18 protein-coding genes and 1 riboswitch are annotated in these 19,464 nt (G+C 61.9%); of the genes, 9 read left to right on the top strand and 9 right to left on the bottom strand.

Annotated elements, in window-relative coordinates; genetic code table 11:
* Positions 1–80: 80 nt before the first annotated feature.
* The 9 genes from nrdE to G3572_RS10865 all read right to left on the bottom strand — a co-directional run bounded on the left by nrdE (position 81) and on the right by G3572_RS10865 (position 10,222).
* A complete protein-coding gene (gene nrdE / locus G3572_RS10905) occupies positions 81–2,204 on the bottom strand; it encodes a class 1b ribonucleoside-diphosphate reductase subunit alpha (protein WP_164611696.1) in 2,124 nt (707 codons plus the stop codon).
* On the bottom strand, positions 2,189–2,602 hold the full coding sequence (gene nrdI, locus G3572_RS10900; RefSeq protein ID WP_164611694.1) for a class Ib ribonucleoside-diphosphate reductase assembly flavoprotein NrdI: 414 nt from the start codon (positions 2,600–2,602) through the stop codon (positions 2,189–2,191). Before nrdI ends, nrdE begins: the two co-directional genes overlap by 16 nt.
* 4 nt (positions 2,603–2,606) lie before the next feature.
* Positions 2,607–2,828 (bottom strand): glutaredoxin-like protein NrdH, encoded by a 222-nt coding sequence (gene nrdH, locus G3572_RS10895; protein ID WP_164611692.1) that lies wholly within the window; start codon positions 2,826–2,828, stop codon positions 2,607–2,609.
* Between the two features lie 95 nt (positions 2,829–2,923).
* Positions 2,924–3,123, bottom strand: a riboswitch (cobalamin riboswitch).
* A 34-nt stretch (positions 3,124–3,157) separates the two neighbouring features.
* A complete protein-coding gene (metH, locus tag G3572_RS10890; RefSeq protein ID WP_164611690.1) occupies positions 3,158–5,872 on the bottom strand; it encodes a methionine synthase in 2,715 nt (904 codons plus the stop codon).
* The gene (locus tag G3572_RS10885; protein ID WP_164611688.1) at positions 5,869–6,894 is read right to left on the bottom strand and encodes a homocysteine S-methyltransferase family protein; all 1,026 of its coding nucleotides are present in this window, start codon (positions 6,892–6,894) and stop codon (positions 5,869–5,871) included. The genes metH and G3572_RS10885 overlap by 4 nt, the downstream gene beginning before the upstream one ends.
* A gap of 120 nt (positions 6,895–7,014) precedes the next feature.
* Positions 7,015–7,776 carry an SDR family NAD(P)-dependent oxidoreductase gene (locus tag G3572_RS10880; protein ID WP_164611686.1) on the bottom strand — a complete coding sequence of 254 codons (762 nt, stop codon included), beginning with the start codon at positions 7,774–7,776 and terminating at the stop codon, positions 7,015–7,017.
* Positions 7,776–8,465, bottom strand: a complete 690-nt coding sequence (locus G3572_RS10875; RefSeq protein ID WP_164611684.1) for a glutathione S-transferase family protein — start codon at positions 8,463–8,465, stop codon at positions 7,776–7,778. Before G3572_RS10875 ends, G3572_RS10880 begins: the two co-directional genes overlap by 1 nt.
* Before the next feature lie 26 nt (positions 8,466–8,491).
* Positions 8,492–9,391 carry a polysaccharide deacetylase family protein gene (locus G3572_RS10870; RefSeq protein WP_164611682.1) on the bottom strand — a complete coding sequence of 300 codons (900 nt, stop codon included), beginning with the start codon at positions 9,389–9,391 and terminating at the stop codon, positions 8,492–8,494.
* Positions 9,392–9,565: 174 nt separating this feature from the next.
* Positions 9,566–10,222 carry a cysteine hydrolase family protein gene (locus G3572_RS10865; RefSeq protein ID WP_164611680.1) on the bottom strand — a complete coding sequence of 219 codons (657 nt, stop codon included), beginning with the start codon at positions 10,220–10,222 and terminating at the stop codon, positions 9,566–9,568.
* Positions 10,223–10,486: 264 nt separating this feature from the next.
* On the opposite strand from G3572_RS10865, the gene G3572_RS10860 reads away from it, so the two are divergent.
* The 9 genes from G3572_RS10860 (at position 10,487) to G3572_RS10820 (ending at position 19,334) form a co-directional block, all read left to right on the top strand.
* On the top strand, positions 10,487–11,680 hold the full coding sequence (locus tag G3572_RS10860) for an extracellular solute-binding protein (protein WP_354004020.1): 1,194 nt from the start codon (positions 10,487–10,489) through the stop codon (positions 11,678–11,680).
* A gap of 3 nt (positions 11,681–11,683) precedes the next feature.
* Positions 11,684–12,721: an ABC transporter ATP-binding protein gene (locus G3572_RS10855; RefSeq protein ID WP_164611678.1), complete on the top strand. Its 1,038-nt coding sequence runs from the start codon at positions 11,684–11,686 to the stop codon at positions 12,719–12,721.
* The gene (locus tag G3572_RS10850; RefSeq protein WP_164611677.1) at positions 12,721–13,563 is read left to right on the top strand and encodes an ABC transporter permease; all 843 of its coding nucleotides are present in this window, start codon (positions 12,721–12,723) and stop codon (positions 13,561–13,563) included. The genes G3572_RS10855 and G3572_RS10850 overlap by 1 nt, the downstream gene beginning before the upstream one ends.
* A complete protein-coding gene (locus G3572_RS10845; RefSeq protein WP_164611675.1) occupies positions 13,560–14,351 on the top strand; it encodes an ABC transporter permease in 792 nt (263 codons plus the stop codon). Before G3572_RS10850 ends, G3572_RS10845 begins: the two co-directional genes overlap by 4 nt.
* A gap of 56 nt (positions 14,352–14,407) precedes the next feature.
* Positions 14,408–14,872, top strand: coding sequence for a nuclear transport factor 2 family protein (locus G3572_RS10840; protein WP_164611673.1), 465 nt, complete (start codon positions 14,408–14,410; stop codon positions 14,870–14,872).
* A 194-nt stretch (positions 14,873–15,066) separates the two neighbouring features.
* A complete protein-coding gene (locus G3572_RS10835; RefSeq protein ID WP_164611671.1) occupies positions 15,067–15,594 on the top strand; it encodes a TRAP transporter small permease in 528 nt (175 codons plus the stop codon).
* Positions 15,595–15,597: 3 nt separating this feature from the next.
* A complete protein-coding gene (locus tag G3572_RS10830; RefSeq protein WP_164611669.1) occupies positions 15,598–16,869 on the top strand; it encodes a TRAP transporter large permease in 1,272 nt (423 codons plus the stop codon).
* Between the two features lie 45 nt (positions 16,870–16,914).
* On the top strand, positions 16,915–17,904 hold the full coding sequence (locus G3572_RS10825; RefSeq protein ID WP_164611667.1) for a TRAP transporter substrate-binding protein: 990 nt from the start codon (positions 16,915–16,917) through the stop codon (positions 17,902–17,904).
* 128 nt (positions 17,905–18,032) lie between these two features.
* A complete protein-coding gene (locus G3572_RS10820) occupies positions 18,033–19,334 on the top strand; it encodes a type I glutamate--ammonia ligase (RefSeq protein ID WP_164611665.1) in 1,302 nt (433 codons plus the stop codon).
* The last annotated feature ends 130 nt before the right edge of the window (positions 19,335–19,464 follow it).

Genomic DNA, 19,464 nt, shown 5'->3' with positions numbered 1-19,464 from the left:
CCCACAGGGTTGGGCATTGAAGGCGCCAAGGGTGCGCCTGCCAATGCCATAGGGGGGGCTGCCCCCCGCCGCTGCCCTTCTCACAACGTGCAGGAAACGCAGCCCTGAACCTCGGTGCCTTCCAGCGCGGTCTGGCGCAGGCGGATGTAGTAGATGGTCTTGATGCCCTTCTTCCACGCGTAGATCTGCGCGCGGTTGATGTCGCGGGTCGTCGCCTCGGCGGGGAAGAACAGGGTCAGGCTCAGCCCCTGATCCACATGCTCGGTTGCGGCCGCATAGGTGTCGATGATCGCCTCGGGACCGATTTCATAGGCATCGCGGTAGTAGTCCAGATTGTCATTGGTCATGAAGGCGGCGGGGTAATAGACGCGGCCGATCTTGCCTTCCTTGCGGATCTCGATCTTCGACACGATGGGGTGGATCGAACTGGTCGAATTGTTGATGTAGCTGATCGACCCCGTGGGCGGCACCGCCTGCAGGTTTCGGTTGTAAAGGCCATGCGTCATCACATCGGCGCGCAACTTGGCCCAATCCTCGCGCGTGGGCAGGGATATGCCCTCAAAGACCCGCGCCACATCCGGCAGGGTCGGCAGCCAGTCGCGGCTGGTGTATTTGTCAAAGAAACTGCCATCGGCATAGGTCGAGCTGGCAAAGTCCTTGAACGTGGCCCCCTTTTCCTGCGCCAACAGGCACGAGGTGCGGATGGCGTGATAGGCGACGGCGGCAAAATAGACCGATGTAAACTCTACCCCCTCGGCGCTGCCGTAATGAATCCGCTCGCGCGCCAGAAAGCCGTGCAGGTTCATCTGCCCCAGCCCCACCGCATGGGCCTCGTCATTGCCGCGCCGGATCGACGGCACCGAGTTGATGGCCGACATTTCCGAAACGGCGGTCAGCGCGCGGATGGCATTCTCGACGGTCGCGCCAAAATCGGGGCCATCCATCGTGGCGGCAATGTTGAGGGACCCCAGATTGCAGGAAATGTCGGTGCCAAGATGGGCATAGCTCAGGTCATCGTTATAGGCGCTCGCCTCATTCACCTGCAGGATTTCGGAACACAGGTTCGACATGCTGATCCGCCCCGCAATCGGGTTGGCGCGGTTCACCGTGTCTTCGAACATGATGTAAGGATAGCCAGATTCAAACTGGATCTCGGCAATCGTCTGGAAGAATTCGCGGGCGTTGATCTTGCGCTTCTTGATGCGCTTGTCATCGACCATTTCCGCGTATTTCTCGGTGACCGAGATTTCCGAGAACGGCACGCCGTAGACCCGTTCCACATCATGCGGCGAGAACAGATACATATCGTGGTTCTTCTTCGCCAATTCGAAGGTGATGTCGGGAATGACCACCCCGAGGGACAGCGTCTTGATGCGGATCTTCTCATCCGCATTCTCGCGCTTGGTGTCGAGGAAGCGCAGAATATCGGGGTGATGCGCGTTCAGATAGACCGCCCCCGCCCCCTGACGCGCGCCAAGCTGGTTGGCGTAGGAAAAGCTGTCTTCAAGCAGTTTCATCACCGGAATCACGCCCGAGGACTGGTTTTCGATGCCCTTGATCGGCGCGCCTGCCTCGCGCAGGTTGGTCAGCATCAGGGCAACACCGCCGCCCCGTTTCGACAGTTGCAGCGCCGAGTTTATGCTGCGCCCGATCGATTCCATGTTGTCCTCGACCCGGAGGAGGAAGCACGAGATCAGTTCCCCGCGCTGCGCCTTGCCGGCATTGAGGAAGGTGGGCGTGGCAGGCTGGAAACGCCCCGCAAGCATTTCGTGCATGAAGCGCAGGGCAAGCGCCTCATCGCCGCGCGCCAGCGTCAGCGCGACCATGACCACGCGGTCTTCATAACGCTCCAGATAGCGCTGCCCGTCGCGCGTTTTCAGCGTGTAGCTGGTGTAATACTTGAACGCGCCCAGAAAGGTGGGAAAGCGGAACTTTACCGCATAGGCCGCGTCCCAGATCTGGCGGTGGAAGTTGCGCGAATACTGGTCCAGCACGGCGGCTTCGTAATAGCCTTCCGCCACCAGATACCCCAGCTTTTCGTCCAGAGAGTGAAAGAACACCGTGTTCTGGTTCACATGCTGCAGGAAATACTGCCGCGCGGCCATGCGGTCGGCCTCGAACCGGATGCGGCCCTGTTCGTCATACAGGTTCAGCATGGCATTGAGCGCGTGGTAATCCAGCGCAGGTTTCACGGCGTCAAGCATTCTGCCCCCCAGAAGCGGTCAAGGCCCGTGCGCACACGGGCAATATCGGTTTCGGTTCCCGCCAGTTCGAAGCTGTAAAGCAGCGGGACATTGCATTTTTGCGCGATCACCTTGCCCGCAAGGGCGAAGGTTGCGCCGAAGTTGCGGTTGCCGGCCGCGATGACCCCTCGGATCAGGGCGCGGCGGGCGGGATCGTTCAGAAAGGCGATCACCTGTTTCGGCACCGCACCGTTGCCCTGCCCGTCTGCATAGGTCGGGCAGACCAGCACGAAGGGCGCGGCAGGTGTCGGCATCGGATCGGCGGGGCGGACGGGAATCCGGTCTGCGGGCAAGCCAAGCGCAGCGATAAAGCGCGCCGTATTGCCGGAGCCCGAGGAATAGTAGACCAGCCCCGCCACAGGATCAGGCCAGTTGCCCGATCATATCGGGGCGGAACCCTGCCCAATGCGCGCCGCCGGCCACCACCACAGGGGCCTGACGATAGCCCATCGACAACACCCGTTCCATCGCCTCGGCATCTTCGGTCAGGTCGACAACGCTGTAGGCAATGCCTTTGGCGTCCAGCGCGCGCGTGGTGGCGGTGCATTGCACGCAAGCGGGTTTGGAATAAACGGTGATGGTCATGCCCTGTGTCCCTTGTAGAAATGTCTTGCGGGAACAGGCACGGAACCGAGCGGGAGCCCCCGCCCTGAACACGCCCCATGCCCGCCGCATGGTTTCGGTCGTCTCGTGTCAGGGCAGGTCTCCTGGCTCGCGGGTCGGGGCTCGGCTGGCCTTCCCGAGCACCTGGCCCAGTGGCATCTCAGCGTCGCTCGCCGCTTACAGTTGCGGGGGCAGCACCGGCTTTGGGTCACGACCCGCACCGGCTTCCCTTTTCATCCCCGAGTCGCCCCGGGTCACCATGACGCTACCAATTGGCCCAATTGGCGATCTGATGTCAACATCTTGTGTCATCATTCTGCCGCAAGCGCGGTGGTCGGAGCGGGAACGTAATTGAGGATGGGCGCCAGCCAGCGTTCGGCCTCGTCCAATTCCATGCCTTTGCGGCGTGCATAATCCGCCACCTGATCGCGTTCTACCTTGGCCACCCCAAAGTAATAAGCGTCCGGATGACCGATATAGAGGCCCGAAACCGAGGACCCCGGCCACATCGCCATGCTTTCGGTCAGCGTGACACCGGTCGCCGCCTCGGCATCCAGAAGGCGGAACAGGGTGCGCTTTTCCGTGTGATCGGGTTGCGCCGGATAGCCCGGTGCGGGGCGGATGCCGCGATAGGGTTCGCCCACCAGTTCGTCGGGGGCAAAGGCTTCGTCCGGTGCATATCCCCAAAGCTCGCGGCGCACCCGTTGATGCAGCATCTCGGCCATGGCTTCGGCGAAACGGTCGGCAAGCGCCTTGACCAGAATGGCCGCATAATTGTCATTCGCGCGGTCGAAGCGGGCGGCGATCTCGGCCTCTTCCGGCCCTGCCGTCACCACGAAGCCGCCGACATAGTCACGCGCGCTGCCCTCGGGTGCCACGAAATCGGCAAGCGCCACATTGGGACGGCCTTCGCGCTTGGCATGCTGTTGGCGCAGAGTGTGCAGGGTGGCGAGCGGTTCCGCCCGCGTCTCGTCGGCAAACAGACGGATGTCTTCCCCCACCGCATTGGCAGGCCAGAAGCCCACCACCGCACGTGGACCGAACCAACGCTCGGCGATGATCCGCTGCACCATCGCCTGCGCATCGGCAAACAGCGCGCGGGCGGCTTCGCCCTGCGCGGGATCGTCGAGTATCTTGGGGTAACTGCCCTTGAGTTCCCACGTCTGGAAGAAAGGTGTCCAGTCGATGTAGCGGGCAATCTCCGTCAGATCCCAGTCGTCGATCACCCTTGCCCCGAGGAAGCGTGGCGCAGGCACGTCATAGCCCTGCCACTCCAGTTGCAGCGCATTGGCGCGGGCCTGCGCCAAGGGCAGGCGTTGCTTGGCACGTTCATTCCGTTCGTGCCGATCCGCCACATCGCGATACTCCGCGCGCAAAGCCTCGACGAAGGGCCCCTGCTGCGCGGGGCTCAGCAAGGCGCTCACCACCCCCACCGCACGGCTGGCATCAAGCACATAGACCGCAGGACCGGCATAGCGCGGCGCGATCTTCACCGCCGTATGCACCTTTGACGTGGTCGCGCCCCCGATCAGCAAGGGGATGGTAAAACCCTCGCGCTGCATTTCGGACGCCAGATGCACCATCTCATCAAGGCTGGGCGTGATCAGACCGGACAGTCCGATCACATCCACCTTTTCCGCGCGCGCCACCTCAAGGATCTTTTGCGGCGGCACCATCACGCCCAGATCGATGATCTCGTAATTGTTGCAGGCCAGCACAACGCCAACGATGTTCTTGCCAATGTCATGCACATCGCCCTTGACCGTGGCCATCAGGACCTTGCCCGCCGTCTGCCGCCCTTCGCCGCCGTTGGCCAGCTTTTCGGCATCCATATAGGGCAGCAACACCGCGACTGCCTGCTTCATCACGCGGGCCGATTTCACCACCTGCGGCAAGAACATCTTGCCCGCGCCGAACAGGTCGCCCACCACGTTCATACCCGCCATCAGCGGGCCTTCGATCACATGCAGCGGGCGCTCTGCCATCTGGCGCGCGGCTTCGGTATCTTCCTCGATGAATTCGGTGATGCCGTTGACCAGCGCATGTTCCAGCCGCTTTTCCACGGGCCAGTCCCGCCACGCCAGATCACGCTGCTTTTCCTCGCGCGCGCCGCCCTTGAAGCGCTCGGCAAGGTCGAGCAACCTGTCCGTCGCATCGGCGCGGCGGTTCAGCACCACATCTTCGCAGGCGTCGCGCAATTCGGGGTCGATCTGGTCATAAACCGCCAATTGCCCCGCATTGACGATGCCCATATCCATCCCCGCCTGAATGGCGTGATAGAGAAACACGGCGTGCATCGCCTCGCGCACAGGATCATTGCCGCGAAAGCTGAACGACAGGTTAGACACCCCGCCCGACACATGGGCATGCGGCAGGTTCTGCCTGATCCATCGCGTCGCCTGCAGGAAATCGACACCGTAGTTGTTGTGCTCTTCAATTCCGGTGGCGACGGCAAAGATGTTCGGATCGAAGATGATATCCTCGGGCGGAAAGCCGACCTCCTCGACCAGAATGCGGTAGGCGCGGGCGCATATTTCGGTCTTTCGGGCGAAACTGTCGGCCTGACCGTCCTCGTCAAAGGCCATGACGACGACTGCCGCGCCATAGGCCAGACACAACCCGGCCTGATGCCTGAACGTGGCCTCCCCTTCCTTGAGGCTGATCGAGTTCACCACCGGCTTGCCTTGCACGCATTTCAACCCGGCCTCGATCACCTCCCATTTGGAACTGTCGATCATCACGGGAACGCGGGCGATATCGGGCTCGGCCGCCAGCAGGTTGAGGAATTCGACCATCGCGGATTTGGAGTCAATCAGCCCCTCATCCATGTTGATGTCGATGATCTGCGCGCCGTTTTCCACCTGATCGCGCGCAACCTCCAGCGCGGCGGCGTAATCGCGGTTCACGATCAGCTTGCGAAAGCGGGCCGAGCCGGTGACATTCGTCCGCTCTCCGATATTCACAAACGGGATATCGGGGGTCAGCGTGAACGGCTCCAGCCCGGACAGGCGCAGATAACGGGTCATGGCACGCTCCTTGGTGTATGGCCTGCAACGGCGTCGGCGATGGCGCGGATATGCTCGGGCGTGGTGCCGCAGCAGCCGCCCACCACATTTACAAGGCCGTCACGGGCAAACTCGGCGACCTGCGCGGCGGTGGCGTCCGGGCTTTCGTCATATTGGCCAAAGGCATTGGGCAGCCCCGCATTCGGGTAAGCGCAGGTAAAGGTGTTCGACACCCCCGCAAGTTCGGCCAGATGGGGCCGCATGGCCGAAGCGCCAAGCGCGCAATTCAGTCCGACGGTAAACGGGCGGGCATGGGCGACCGAATACCAGAAGGCCGTCGGGGTCTGCCCCGAAAGCGTGCGCCCCGACGCATCGGTGATGGTGCCGGAAATCATCAGCGGCAAACGCCGTGCAGTTTCGGCGAACACCTCGAAACAGGCAAAGATCGCCGCCTTTGCATTCAAGGTGTCAAAGATGGTTTCGATCAGGATGATATCCGCCCCGCCGGCCACCAACCCGCGCACCTGCTGGCCATAGGCAAGGCGCAGATCGTCAAAGGTCACGGCGCGATAGCCGGGATCGTTCACATCGGGGCTGAGACTGGCCGTGCGGTTGGTCGGACCGATCGCCCCCGCGACAAAACGCGGACGCCCGTCGATCGCCGTCGCGCGGTCCAAGGCGCGGCGGGCGAGGCGTGCGCCCTGCGCGTTAAGCTCATGCACCGCCGCTTCCATCCCGTAATCGGCCTGCGCGATGGTGGTCGAGGAAAACGTGTTCGTCTCGACGATATCGGCCCCCGCCATCGCATAGGCAAAGTGGATATCTTCAATCGCCTGCGGCTGGGTCAGGATCAAAAGGTCATTGTTGCCCTTCTGCGGATGCTCGGACGCAGGGTGGCAGGCGCAGCCCCCGCTCTGGCCGGCATAATCTTCTTCACTCAGGCCGAGGGCCTGAATCTGCGTTCCCATCGCCCCGTCAAGGATCAGGATACGATCGCGCGCAAGCGCGGTCAAAGCGGCGTTCCGGGTCTGGATATCGAGCATGGCAACTGGCCCCTGTAACGGAGGGGGTTGGTTACCTTATTTCCGAATGTGATTGAAATTCATATTTTTAAACAAAAATATGAATTTCTCGCATCATCCCTGCCAGCGTCCCGCGCGCGATCAACGGACTTCGAGCAGCCCCCCATCGACCGGAATGATCTGCCCAGTCATCCAAGAGGACCGCTCCGTCGCTAGAAACAGCACCACCTCGGCAATTTCGGGCGCGGTCCCCCATCGCGAGATCGGATAGCGTGCGATCACCTGCTTCAGCTGCGCTTCGAAATCATCGTCATCGCGTGCGCGGGCGCGGAACTGCGATTCAGACAACGGCGTGCGCACCGCACCGGGGGCAACGGCGTTTACCCTGACACCGCGCGCGGCATAATCGGCCGCAAGCTGACGGGTCAACGCCACCACCGCCCCCTTTGCGGCAGAATAGGCGGCAACGCCCTTCATACCCGCGAGACCGACGGTAGAGGCGGTGAACACCAAGGTGCCGCCCTGCACCAGAAGATGCGGCATCACCGCACGGGCTGTCAGAAACGCACCCGTGGCATTGATCTCAAGCGCACGGTTCCACTGCTCGAGCGAAAGCGAAAGCAGATCGCCCTCTATCATCGCACCCGCATTGGCGATGCAAATGTCGATGCGCCCCGTCCACTCAAGGGTCTGCGCAACCATCGCGGCGACAGAGACTTCATCGGCAATGTCGGCATGCACCGCGCGCGCGGCGTAGCCGGCGCGAGTCAATTCGGCGGCGGTTTCCGCTGCGGCACTTTCGTTCAGATCGGCGCAAAGAACCGCCAGCCCGTCAAAGGCAAGCCGCGCAGCCACGGCCCGCCCGATGCCCGACCCGGCTCCGGTAACAACAGCGGTTCGCATCAGGCCGGGTCCGGCGCAAAAATCTGCGGATACATCGCGCGCAAAGCGTCTTCATCCATTTCCAGCTTGAAAGCGTGGCGATCTTTCAGCGTCAGCGCCCGTTGCGCGGCGGGGCGGGCGTCAAGCTCGGCCATCAAGCGGGCGATGTTGGGAAACTCGGCCATCGCATCCTCGCCCAGCATCGCGGGTATCCGCGGCGCCCAACCCCAGATGGCCATATCGAGGATCGTGTAAGGGTCCCCCATCATGTAACGTCCTTGGCCCAGACGGTCTTCGATGATGCGCCAATGGCGGCGGGCCTCGAAGGTATAGCGCTTGCGCGCATAGGGGTGATCGCCGGGCGCGAAGTTGCGAAAATGCACGGCCTGCCCCGAAAACGGCCCGACACCCGAAGCAATGAACATCAGCCATGACAGCAAGGCGCCGCGGGCGACGGGGCTTTCGTCCGGCAGAAACATTCCGGTTTTCTCGGCCAGATAGAGAAGGATCGCGTTGCTGTCGAACACCACCACATCGCCGTCAACCAGAGCGGGAACCTTGGCGTTGGGGTTGATCGCCAAATAGGCCGGTTCGTGCTGCTGGCCGCGCTTTGTGTCTACCGCGATGCCCTCATAGGCGAGACCGGACTCTTCCAGAAAAAGCGCCACCTTCAGGGGGTTGGGCGCCGCGTTGTAATAGAACCTGAGCATGGGGTGTCCTTTGCGCAAAAATGGAGTCACTGCGATCCGGTGCGGTGCCGCCAGACCCAGTCGGCGATTTCCGCATGTGTCGCGAACCAGATCGGACCGCGCGCGCGGGCATGGGCGATCAACTGATCCAAAATCCAGATCCGCGAGCGGTAGCCGATGACAAAGGGATGCATCACCAGTTGGAACAGGCCGCCCTCGTCAAAAGCCGCATCGAACTCGCGCCGGAAGATGTCGAACACGGCTTCGGGCGGGGTCCAGGGCCGGGTGGCGGGGTCGCGGTTGAACAGAAGATAAACCGCATCATCGCGCACCCATTCGACAGGCACCTCGACGAGGCCCGTGGCCCTGCCCTTGACGACGAGTTCGTAACACTCGTCATCGGCCATCATGCTGCTGTCATAGGCAAAGCCGAGCTCTGCGACCAGTTCGATGGTATGCGGGCTCAGGTCCCATTGCGCCGCGCGGTGCCCGACAGGGCGCTGTCCGGTGATCTGTTCCAGCGTATCACGGGCGCGCAGCATCAGTTCGCGCTCTGTCGCACGATCCAGACGCGAGGTGTTTTCATGCATCCAGCCATGCACCCCGACCTCATGGCCCGCATCGGTGATGGGGCGCATCGCGTAGGGGTCGATCAGCGCGGCGACGGCGGGCGTAAAAAAGGTGGCCCGCACGTCATGCCGCCGCAAAACCTCCAGCACACGCGGCACGCCCGTGCGGCGCCCGAACTCTCCCCACGCCAGACGGCCAATGGCGGCGCGCCCCTGCCCCAGCTCAAACGTCTCGTGATCGGCGTCGAAAGACAGCGCAACCGCTGCCCGCGCCCCGTTGGGCCAGCGATCGGGTCGCAGTGCCTGTCCGGCGCGCACCTGATTGACCACGGCGCGCCATTCGCTTTCCGGCGTCTCCCAGACGCGTTCAGGGTTCATGACAGGCGATCCCTGCGAAAGGCGTGGGCGCGAAGTTGGAGCATCGGGTTTCCCTGTGGCTGTTCTGTGCGCGCTGAAAACAAAAGTTTCCAGATTGCCCCGTGATGCTACAGGAGCCGCCCACAGCATGTCTACATTTTTCGCACTAAAGTTCGCATAGCGCCCAAAGTGCGCTCAGCCCTCGAGTTCGCGGACCAGTGCATCGGTGGTGATCTGGCGGCAATAGCCCTTGATGGCGTTCAGCGAGGCAGCCTGCCGCTCCGGCCCGAAGGTGGCACAGGCATCTGTGACCTGCGTCACCAGATACCCCAGATCGCAGGCATCGCGGATCGCGCTCTCGACGCATTGATCGGTCAACACGCCCGAAACGATCACCTGCTGCACCCCCAGATTGCGCAGGATGTAGTCTATGTGGGTCGAGACAAAGACACTGGACGACGACTTTGGCAGAACAATCTCATCACCTTGCGGCGCAATGGCCTCCAGCACCTTGCCGTCCCAAGACCCTTTCGGCACGTTGAAGCCGCTGATCTTGTAATCAAGGCTGCGGTCACGCCCATCGAGAGTCAGGCTCTCGATGGTGGTATACATCACCTCGATCCCCGCCGCCCGCGCGGCCGCCTGCAACCGTTGCATTCGGGGCAGGGTTTCCGCGTTGAAATGGGCAAGGAAGGGATCGCGCTTTTGAGCCCGCTCATCCGGGGGCATCATCGCCCATTCCGCACCGTCGGGATGGCAGGAAAAGTTCTGCACATCGATGAAAAGCAGCGCGGCGCGTTCTGGCACAACCGGAATATCGCGTGATGTGGTGGAAAGAAAAACAGACGGCATGGGGCAACCTTTCTGCCTGAGCTTATGATTCTACGCACATTTGTTTACGATCACCACGATCAGGGCAAGCCTGTCGCCAGACAGCCAGAAAGACAAAAGGCGCAAGATCAACGGCGCAGACAGCGCCGCTTCGCTTATTTTTATGGCAGAAGGCGTGCCACCGTAGGGCGAAAACGAAAATAGCTTCTCCGGATGATTGAAAAATTCCGATTGAAAGAATCAAAATAGCGCATAACAGTTCGCATAGCGAACAAGGAGGCCCCCATGAACCGCGATCGTATTCTCTCCCAGATGGCATCTCGCAACCCGCTGCGCACCCCTATGCAGCACTCGGTCAGTAGGCGAAAGTTCATGCAAGGCCTGGCAGCAGGCGCCGCGGCGGCAGGCCTTCCGCGTGCGGCGGCGGCACAGTCGCGCCCGCTGTCCTTGCTGACATGGGATGCCTATGCCGACCCGCGCTTGCTGGCGCTTTGGAAAGAGCAGACGGGCGGCGATATCCGCTACGAGATTCACATTTCGGACCCGAGCTCGGTGAACCGTCTGCGGGCAGGGGAAACGGCGGTCTGGGATTTCATCAACGTCAACAACCCGTGGGCGCGGGGCGAGATGTGGCCGGCGGGGCTCATCCGGGAACTGCCGCGTGATCGTTTTGAACCGCTCTATGCCCAGATGAAACCCAAGTTTGCCGCCCCCTACCCCTGGGCAATGAGCGAGGACGGCAACCACCTTCTGGGCGTGGTGCAGCGTTACGAAACCTTTGATTTCGTCGTCAACTCTGACGTGATCTCGCCCCAACTGGCCAAGGACGAAGGCTGGGACCTGTTCAACAACCCCGATTTCAGCGGGCGCTATGGCATTCTGGCCTATGAAGACTGGAACGTGATGGACATCTGCATGGGCGCGGGGGTGCATCCCTTCAAGGTCAAGACCGATGAAGAGGTGGCGCGCTTTGAGGAAACCGCAAAGCGCTGGATCCAGAATGCCAAGCTGATCACCACCGATTTCGTGCAGCTGAACCTTGCGATCCTGAACGGCGAGATCGACCTCTATTTTACGGGCGGCACCTATACCACGGCGGCGGCGCGGCTGGAGGGTGTGGAAAACCTTTATGCGATTACGCCGAACTCGGGTCCGGCAGATGGCAAGGGCGGCATCAACTGGATCGAAATCAACTCGGCGGTGAACAACCCCGATCCGCTGGACGCGGCGCTTGATTTCCTTGAGTTCATCACAACGCCCGACGCAGCAGAGATCGTGGCGCGCGGCAACGGAAACTTCCAACCCGTCGCCCAGATGGCCAACCCCGAGCTGATGTCGCGTTTCAGCACCGAGGAATTGGCGGCAATCCAATGGGATGAATTCGACGAGCGCATCGCCAATGCTGTCGAATTCGACATCGTGCCGGATTATGACCGTCTGTATGACATCTATTCGGCCGCGATGCGCGCTCGGGGTTAAGGCATGGCACTTCCCCCGCCGGCCCTGACGCTGACGGGTCTTACAAAGCGTTTCGGCAGCAAGACCGCCGTCGACGACATCTCTCTCGATATTCGCGACGGCGAGTTCTTCACCATCGTCGGCCCGTCAGGCAGCGGGAAATCTTCTCTCGTGCGGTTGCTGGCGGGGCTGGATACGCCCACGACGGGCCGTCTGCACCTGCGCGGGACAGATATCACCGAGGTGCCCGCCAACCGCAGGCCAACTGCGATGGTGTTTCAATCGCTGGCCTTGTTCGATCACCGCAGCGTCGGTCAGAACATCGAATTCGCGATGAAGATGAAAGGCGTTCCTCAGGCAGAGCGCCGCGCCCGCGCGCTGGACCTGTTGCGCCTCGTGCGTTTGCCCGAGGACTACTATCCGCGCCCCGTCACCCAATGTTCGGGCGGGGAAAGGCAAAGGGTGGCCCTTGCGCGCGCGCTGGGGTCCGACCCGGAAATCCTGTTCTTTGACGAACCCCTGTCCGCCATCGACTACCGCTTGCGCAAAACGCTCGAAGTAGAACTGAAAGAACTGCATCAGCGCACCGGAAAGACCTTCATCTACATCACCCACAGCCTCGAAGAGGCGATGGTGATGTCAGACCGTATCGCCATCATGCGGACGGGCCGGTTTGAACAGATCGGCACGCCGGATGAAATCTATCGCCGCCCCAACAGCCGCTTTGTTGCAAGCTTCATGGGAGAGGTAAACATTCTGGAGATCAGCCGGACAAAGGGCACCCCGCACTTTGCCGATCTTGATCTGCCCGCACCGCAGGCACCGGGGGCCTTCGCCGTCTTGCGCCCCGAAGCCTTGTCGCCCGGCGCGGGCGAAGGTCCGTCCTTCGATGCCTTGGTCACGCAAAAGCTGATGCTGGGCTCGCGCACGCAATTTCACCTCAGGGCGGGGAATACCGCGCTGATCGCAGAAGTTGCCGCCGGCCCCCGCAGCGCGCTGGAGGTTGGACAAACCGCGCGCTTTGGCTTTGATCCGGCCGACATCGCATGGGTGGACAGCTGATGCGCCGCAATCCGGGTCTTTGGTATGCGCTGCCGCTGATCGTGGCGATGCTGCTGTTCTTTGCGGCCCCTATGGTGATTGTGGTCTGGTATAGTCTGATGCCACCACGCAGCTTTGCGCTGACCACCGATATCGGCCTGCAAAACTATCGCAGCGCCTTTGCCGACGGTTACGGGCGGCCCTTGATGTGGTCGCTGCTCGGGGCCGCGCTGACCACACTCATCACCGCAGTGCTGGCTTGGCCGACGGCCAAGATATTGCACCGCCACACAGGCCGCTGGGCCAGCCTTGTCACCGCGCTGATTGCCCTGCCGATCTTCATCTCCGAAAGCGTCCGCCTCTTTGGCCTGTCGGTATTCCTGATGCCGGGCGGCGGCATTCTGGCCGGAACGCTCAATGCACTGTTCGATGTGCAGATCGGAACCATCCTCAACACCCGTCTCGCGGCCCTGGTCGGCATGATCTACATACATTTTCCCTTCATGCTGTTCCCCCTGCTGCTGGGCGTCGCCATGATCCCCGCCGACAGGATAGAGGCCGCGCGTGACCTCGGGGCAAGTTCATGGGCCGTGCTGCGCGAAGTGGAACTTCCGCTCGCTGCGCCCGGTCTGCTGGTCGGCGGATTGCTGACCTTTGTGCTCTGCCTTGGCGCCAATGCCGAGGCCGCCATTCTGGGCGGACGGGCGGTCACCGTCATCACTGCAACCATCGAACAGCGCTTCAACTACGCGCAGGATTGGCCCATGGGGGCCGCGCTGACCGTGCTGGTGATCGTCGTCACCGCAGCGCTGGTGTTTCCGGCGGTGCGGCGGATTGACCTTAACCGGATGCTGCGGCGATGAGCGGGGGGCGGCACATCCTGTGGCTCAAGGTGATCTGGGTCGGAACCGTGGTGACGGCCCTTTACCTGCCCATCGTCTCTGTCATCCTCGCCTCCTTGGCCAACACGCGCTACATGCGCTTTCCGCATCGGGTCTGGACGCTGGACGCCTATCGCGCAGCGGCGGCAGATTACACCACCGTTACCCTGCACATGATCTCGCTCCAGATCGCGCTCTGCGTGGTGCTCGTATCGGTGCTGCTGGGGACCATCGGCGCAATGGCCTATGCGCGCTATGACTGGAAAGGGCGCAGTCTGTTCCAGCGCCTTATCGTGCTGCCGATCTTTTTCCCCCAGCCCGTTCTCGGGCTTGCCTTGCTGCTGTCAATGTCGGCGCTTGGCATTGCGCCAAGCTGGAAAACCGCCGTGGTGGCCCATGCGGTCTGGATCGTCCCCATCGTGACACTTGTGATCTCGATCCGGCTGTTCGGGTATGACGTGGCGCAAGAGGAAGCCGCCTTTGATCTGGGGGCCTCACGCTGGCAGGTGGCGCGCGAGATCACGCTGCCCGCGCTCTGGCCGGGGATCTTTTCCGGCGCGCTCTTCGCCTTTCTGCTGTCTTGGTCGAATCTGCCGCTTTCGGTCTACACCAGCGGCGCCGATACACCCTTGCCGCTCTGGCTGTTTTCCCGGACGGCAACCAATTACTCGCCCTTGGTGCCTGCGATTGCGGTGATCGGAACCTTTGTCTCGGGGCTGATCGTTCTGTTGCTGCTTGCCGTTCGGCAGCTTCTGGCACGCAGAACCTGACCCGATCAAAGAACAAATGTGCGATCTATGCACAAGGCAAGCCAAGGAAAGTCAGAATGGATACGACACACGCGCTGCAAACCCTGCTGGACCGCGAGGCGATTTCCGCGCTGATCCGGGCCTATTGCTACCATTTCGACCGGAATGAACCCGAACAGCTGGCGGCGCTGTTCACCCCCGATGCGGTGGTGGATTACGGACCGGAGGCTGCGACCTTGCATGGCGCGGATGCGATCCACGCCGCGGTGGCAACCGGCCTGAACACGACCTTTGCCGCGACCAGCCATCATGTATCAAACATCGATATTCGCCTTGAATCTGAGGATTTTGCCCGCAGCATCTGCTATCTTTACGCATGGCACCGCTACCATTCCGGCGCGCCGGACGGCGAGTTGTGGGCGCAATACCATCATGAATTTCTGCGCACACCGCAGGGCTGGAAGATAAGTCGGCTGACCCTGAAGGCGGCCGGCATGAAAGACTTTCACCGCCGCAGCATGCACCCGATCGGCCGGCGCTGAGCGCCGCAGCAAGCGCATGGGGCCACAAGCATGGCATCTCGCAGTTTGTGCACTATCCGAACAAAAGAAACTATTGCGCACAAATCGATTCTAGTGAACAAATTGAAACAAGGGTTCGCCGCCCCTTGGGAAAGCGGGGCAACACGCCTCCGCACGGGGCAGCCCGCAGGTTTGGATCATCAAGGAAGACCGCTTTGCGAAGCATCGTGACCGCCATCGACAAACTGAACTCCGGCGTCACGATCCTTGTCGGCTTGTTGCTCATGGTGGTGACCGTCTCGGTCTTTGGTCAGGTCACCGTGCGCTTTGTCCTGACAGCGGCAGGCGTCAACATCAGTGCCCCGTGGACAGAAGAACTGGCGCGCTATGCGCTGATCTGGATGGTGTTTCTGGGCGCGGGCGTGGGCGTGCGCCATGCGCAGATGATCGCGCTGGAATTCGGCGTGCGTAAACTGCCCGCAAAGATCGGCGTGCCGGTGCGCTACCTGTCGATCCTGCTGTGCCTTGGCTTCTTCGTGATGATGGTCTGGGTCGGGTTGTCTTTCGTCAACCTCGGACGGACAGAGACAAGCCCCGTGCTGGGGATCACCAAGGATTATGTCTATTGGGCGATGCCGGTGGGCGCATCGCTCATGTTCATCAATGCGCTGACCCTGATCCTCGATACCGCCCTTTCCGGCCGTGACATCCGTTACGCCGCCGATGACGCGCCGGAGGTTTAGGTCATGGCGATGCTGATCCTGATCCTTCTGGGCCTCTTCGCCATCAGCGTGCCGATCGCCCTTGCGCTTGGCATGGCCTCGCTGCCCTATCTGATCGAGCGGGGGATTCCCCTTATCGCCGTGCCGCAGGTGGTGTTCGAGTCCCTCGACAGCTTCACGCTGATGGCGCTGCCCCTTTACGTTCTGGCGGGCCGCCTGATGCAGTTCGGCGGCATCGCCGAACGGCTGGTCGATCTGGCCAAGGCCCTGCTGTCATGGGTGCGGGGCGGGCTGGCGGCGGCGGTCGTGCTGACCTCGATGCTGTTTGCGACGATTTCGGGATCATCGGCTGCAACTGCGGCAGCCGTGGGCTCGATGCTGATTCCAGAGATGGAGAAACAGAAATATCCGCGCCCCTTCAGCGCCGCCACCACTGCGGCATCGGGCGAGTTGGGGGTCATCATTCCGCCTTCGGTCGCGATGATTATCTATGGCGTGACGACAGGCGTTTCGATCACCGAGATGTTCATCGCGGGCTTTCTGCCCGGCCTGATGATCGGCCTGTCGCTGATTGCCACCGTCATCTTGATGTCGATGGTGATGGGCTATGGCGAGCGGCAGCCATTCCAGCACGGCCCCTACCTGCGCCGCGTCGGAACCGCCGCCGCACGGGCCTCTCTGTCGCTGTTCCTGCCTGTCATCATTCTGGGAGGTATCTTCGGCGGCATCTTCACCGCGACCGAGGCAGCGGTGGTGGCCGTGGTCTACGCTATCTTCCTCAGCGTCGTCGTCTACCGTGAAATCAGCCTGCGGGACATGCCGCGCATCTTTGCAAGCGCAGCCGTGACCTCGGCGGTGGTGATGATCATCGTCGCCTTCGCCGCGATGTTCGGCTTTGCCCTGCACCTGATGCGCGCGCCGCAAATGATCGGCGGGCTGCTCAGCACGCTGACCGACAACCCCCTGATCTTCCTGCTGCTGGTCAATGTGTTTCTGATCGGCGTCGGAATGTTCATGGAAACCTTTGCCGCCATCATCATCCTTGGCCCGATCCTCGCCCCGATTGCCGCCAGCTACGGCATCCATCCCGTGCATTTCGGCATGATCATGATCGTCAATCTTGCGGTCGGCATGGTCACGCCGCCGGTCGGGGTCAACCTCTTCATCGCCTGCGGGATCGCCAAGATCTCGATGGAGCAACTGATGCGCCCGCTGGCAGTGTTTCTGGCGGTGCTGATCGGCAACCTAATGCTGATCACCTACGTCCCCGGCATTTCGCTGGCCCTGCTTCGATAACCACAGAAGACCAAAGACAGAAAACCAACCACGGGAGGACAATCCATGAACGCTTTCAAGACCCTGATCGCAGGTGCCGCTAGCACCTTCGTGCTTGCCGGAAGCGCGAGCGCGGAGACCTACAACATGACGCTGGCCCATGTGCTGAGCGACCAGAGCCCCTATCAGGTCATCCTGAACCATTTTTCGGAACTGATGGAAGAACGCTCGGGCGGGCGCATCACGGTGGAAATCCAGTGCTGCGCACAGGCGGGCAATGAGACACGCGCCATCCAGTCGATCCGCACCGGCATCCTGACCGGCGGTTTCATCGGCGGCTCGACGCTGGAAACCGTGGTGCCTGCCTACCGCGTGCTGTCGCTGCCCTATCTGTTCGACAACAAGGCGCAAGCCTATGAAATCCTGCAGAGCGACATGGGCCGCGAGATGATGGACCTGCTCGGCGACTATGACATGTATGGCCTCGGCTTCGGGTCCAGCTACGAACGCAGCGTTGCTTCGCGCAATCCGGTGCGGATCGAAACGGTCGATGATCTGGCGGGCGTGAAAATCCGCGTGCTGCCAACCCCCGGTTTCGTCGAGGCCTACAACGCTTTTGGCACGCAGCCGACCCCGATGGCCTATGGCGAATTGTTCATGGCGCTGCAAAACAACGTGGTCGACGCGCTGGAAATCTCGCCCGATGCCCTGGTGGCCGACAAGTTCCACGAAACCGTCAACAGCTACACCCTGCTGACGGTGCATCAGTCCACCACGGTGTTCCTGCTGTCGAAATCGTTCTGGGACTCGCTGCCGGATGATCTGAAGGAAATCGTCCAGACCGCCGCGACCGAGTCGATTGCCGTGGGCATTGCAGCGCATGACAAACTGGCTGCCGACGGCATCGAAACCGCCCGTGCGGCGGGCGTCGAGATCATCGAGCCGGATCTGGCCCCCTTCATGGAAAAGGCCAAGACCTCGTGGGACATCATCCTGAAAGACCAGCCGGAGGCACAAGAGTATCTGGCCCGTATTCAGGCCGCCTTGGGGCGCTAACCCCCCTCGGCCAAACGCCGCGCAGGGCGTGACAGCGAAAGCCAAGGGCGGGATCTTCGGTCCGGCCCTTGGTGTATTCTGAATGGCGGCGGCTGTGATGGTGCGCCGCCAGAGCGGGGGGCGGGCCTATGGGCGGCAGCGGGCGGTTTCTGTTTCTGGGCAATCAGGACCTGAATGGCATCTTGCGCGGCAGGTCGGTGCCAGAGGCGCGGATCGACGAGGCAATGGCCGAGGGCCTGCCTTGGGTGCCCGCCAACCTGACCATCGGCGCGCTGAACGGCCTGCCATCCGACAACGGCTTTGGCCCCTTGGGCGAAATCCGCTTTGTGCCGGACCCTTCGGCGCGCATCTCCTTGGGCCCGCAAGATGGTGGACCCGCCTTCGATCTGGCCCTGTGTGACGCGCGGCAGATGGATGGCGCGCCTTGGGCCTGTTGCCCGCGCAGCGCGCTCAAAGCCGCGATTGCCGATCTGAAAGAGGCAACGGGGCTGACCATGAAGGTGGCGCTGGAACATGAATTCACCGTTCACGGCCTGAATGAGCCAAACCACATCGCCTTTTCCCTGCCCGCAGGCCGCGCGATTGCCCCGTTGGGGCAGGCCGTTCTCGACATTCTGGAGCGCGCCGGTATCGCGCTGGAACAGTTTCAGGCCGAATATGGCCAATCACAGTTCGAGATAAGCTCCGTTCCGACCGATCCGCTCGCCGCCGCCGACCGCACGGTTCTGACGCTCGAAACCATCCGCGATACCGCAAGGCGCATGGGCCTGAGGGCGAGTTTTCTGCCCAAACCGTCGCTGCAAGACGTGGGAAATGGCGTGCATATCCATTTCTCGCTCTGGGACGGGTCCGAGAATGTGACGGCGAGCGCCGACTGGCTCACTGACCGCTCTGCCCCCTTTGTCGCCGGAATTCTGGATCATGCCGAAAGCCTAGTGCCGCTGACGGTTTTGTCGGCGAACTCCTATTCGCGATTGCGGCCACATTCATGGGTGGGGGCATTTACCTGCGTCGGACTGCGCAACCGCGAAGCAATGGTGCGTCTGGTGCCACGCGCACCGTCAGCGAATGGCGCAAACCCCAAAGCCTCGCTCGAATACCGGGTGTCCGATGCGACAGCCAATATCTACCTCGCACTGGCGGCAATCATCCGCGCAGGCTTGGCGGGCATCGCAGCCGCATCACCCGCGCCGCCCAACGTCCAACATGACCCCGCCGATCTGTCGCCCGCGCAGAAAAGCGCATGGCAGGTGCGGCCCCTGCCCGACTCGCTTGACGCGGCGCTGACCGCCAAGGCGCAGGCCGATGCTGCGGCATGGTTCGGCCCCGACCTTGCGGCGGCCTACTTCAGCTGCCGACGCAATGACGCCGCCCAGGCCGCCGGATTCGGCTTTGATGATCTCGCCGCCAAACTGTCGCTGGTTTACTGAGCCTGCCGCCTGAGGGGCGGCAGGCTCATATTTTTCCGAACTTATGTTCAAATTTTAGTTTACAGCCGGATTTCCTTTGCATAGCATTTGAAGAACTTTTGTGCGCAATGCGAACTTTTGCCGATGAATG

Source organism: Pseudotabrizicola algicola (assembly GCF_010915705.1).
GTDB lineage: Bacteria > Pseudomonadota > Alphaproteobacteria > Rhodobacterales > Rhodobacteraceae > Pseudotabrizicola > Pseudotabrizicola algicola.
This window is presented reverse-complemented; position numbering and strand designations above follow the sequence as displayed.